Origin of the sequence: [Clostridium] symbiosum ATCC 14940 (genome assembly GCF_000466485.1) — a bacterium.
In the GTDB taxonomy this organism is placed as follows: Bacteria; Bacillota; Clostridia; order Lachnospirales; family Lachnospiraceae; genus Otoolea; species Otoolea symbiosa.
Genome location: NZ_KE992806.1, coordinates 1 through 2,027, shown reverse-complemented (window position 1 = coordinate 2,027; position 2,027 = coordinate 1). Strand labels below are relative to the sequence as shown.

General features: G+C 37.7%; 3 protein-coding genes. All 3 read left to right on the top strand.

Annotated elements, in window-relative coordinates; genetic code table 11:
- The coding region (locus tag CLOSYM_RS02220) for a hypothetical protein (RefSeq protein ID WP_021640775.1) at window positions 1–506 on the top strand (506 nt) is incomplete at its 5' end.
- Between the two features lie 10 nt (window positions 507–516).
- Entirely contained in the window at window positions 517–888 is a 372-nt protein-coding gene (locus tag CLOSYM_RS02215) for a hypothetical protein (protein ID WP_009297850.1), read from the top strand.
- 235 nt (window positions 889–1,123) lie between these two features.
- On the top strand, window positions 1,124–1,420 hold the full coding sequence (locus tag CLOSYM_RS02210; RefSeq protein ID WP_009297851.1) for a hypothetical protein: 297 nt from the start codon (window positions 1,124–1,126) through the stop codon (window positions 1,418–1,420).
- The last annotated feature ends 607 nt before the right edge of the window (window positions 1,421–2,027 follow it).

Below are 2,027 nucleotides of genomic sequence, written 5' to 3'. Positions count from 1 at the left end.
GCCAGCAGGTTGTACTGCCGGGAGTCGGAGAGGTGACAATACCGGGAGATGCAGCGGGTTCAGTGGCTGGGGTATTGCCGCCAGGTAATATCTTGAGGGATCAGGAGAATAAAAAAGAATCGGAGGAGGAAGGTAAGGGGGATTCTAATTCTCAAAACAGTTCAAGTGGGTGGTCTTCCAAAGACCCACTGGTTGGCGATGTAGCCAATGCTATTGATGATACAATTCCAGGGAAAGTATCTGATGTAAATAGAGTTATTAGAGATTCAGATGGACGGATCATTACAGATTTAGACATTGAATTAGATAATGCTGTAATTCAGGTTAAGAGTGGTGGTGGAAAAGGATTAACTACTCAACTAATAAACACAGCAAATGCTACAGGCAAAGAAGCCATTGGATATGTCCCGGATGCAAAGCCATCTATTATTAAAGGAGCAGAGGCAAATGGATTCAAAGTTTTTACTAATTTAAATGAATTGATAAATTATTTAAAAGGCAATTAGGAGGGGATGTATGCAGTCAATTGTTTTAATAACAAATTGTAACCAAATATTGAGTTTGATTAATAGTCAGTGTAAGGGGGATGATATTAGTAGTTATAAAAAAGGAAATCAGCTAAATATTGAGATGGAAAATGGACGAGTTTACATTACCTTATCAAATGAAATAGTCGAAGATTTTGAGTATGGCGAAATGCAATGTATTCATAAATTATTTCCTGATAATATATTTTTCTATTTGATATGTTATACGAACAACGCTGTACTAAATAAATTAATGAAACAGCTTATATTTAAAGAAAAAGTATATGTTGATGATGATAAGGGAAACATTTTTACGTTTAATGAGTTTAAAGAATATTGTTTAAAGACATTTGTAGAGTGATATTCAATTTAATAATCACTTGTCCGGCTTTGCCAGGCGATGTCCTCCGGTTGGGTGGCGTAAAGCCACCCAGCCTTTAATCTGCACACTTTTCAACCCAGCGATTTTAAAGCCTGAATTGAATCATGGAGAGCCGGTAGGACCTCATTGGGATTACATACCTCACAAAAATGGAACTCAGTATAGAGTGTATTCAGATGGAACGTTAGTGTCAAAATAAAAGAAAGGAAAAAGAATGAATATAGATGATTGGAGAATAAGAGACCAAGAGGATTATCTCGTGGGGGAAACTCTTATGCACAAGCGATTTATATCTAATCTTCACCCAATACTTATGCCAAGTGATGACCCACGTAAGTATAATGACCATGAGCATTGTGCTTTTTGTTGGTATAAATTTATGGAAGATTGCTCAATTGATAGATACTGCACTCTGGACGAGAAAAATTGGATATGCCAAAAGTGTTTTGATGATTTTAAGGAGTTATTTAAATGGTCGGTTATAGAGGAGTTAACTGAGGGTGTTAGGTGATAAACTATACCAAATTGCTTTAATGATTGTTATACCTTAGGACTTTTCATCCCTCAACCCCTTTGAGACCACCCAACCCAACGCCGAAAGCGTAGTAGATCCAACCATCCATCCAGGTCTTGGTCTTTATGATAAATTTTTGAGGCTGGGTATACGTAAGTTCACATTCAGTTCCAAAAGCATGAGATAAACGCACTCTGTCTAACAATGAACAGCTGTTGGAAAGGGTGTGTTTATTATGAGAGTAAAGAGAATAAAGTCTGATTTTTTTATTCTGCACAAGAACACCGAATTAAAATTGAAGATCTGCGGAGCCTGCCAAGAAATTCAGTTTACGGCTGGAACCAACAAAAAGTGTCGATTCAAAATCTCAGTAAGGACAAATATCTGGATTAGGAGACTGGCGAAGTCAAGGAAAGAGTACATAAGAAGAGCCGATACCAATCGCCGAAGAGCGTCAGAAAAAACGTTAATAAGCTGATGGATTTGATACGATGTAATGCGGTTGATTCCGCTAATTGTAAGTGACTGACTCTGACCTACGGTGATGTCATGACCGATTATAAGCGGGTCCGTTATTATGACGTGGAGAGAGGGAATTTCCTGA

Coding starts and splice junctions, on each gene's coding strand:
- CLOSYM_RS02215 (WP_009297850.1), top strand. CDS start 517: ATGCAGTCAATTGTTTTAATAACAAATTGTAACCAAATATTGAGTTTG.
- CLOSYM_RS02210 (WP_009297851.1), top strand. CDS start 1,124: ATGAATATAGATGATTGGAGAATAAGAGACCAAGAGGATTATCTCGTG.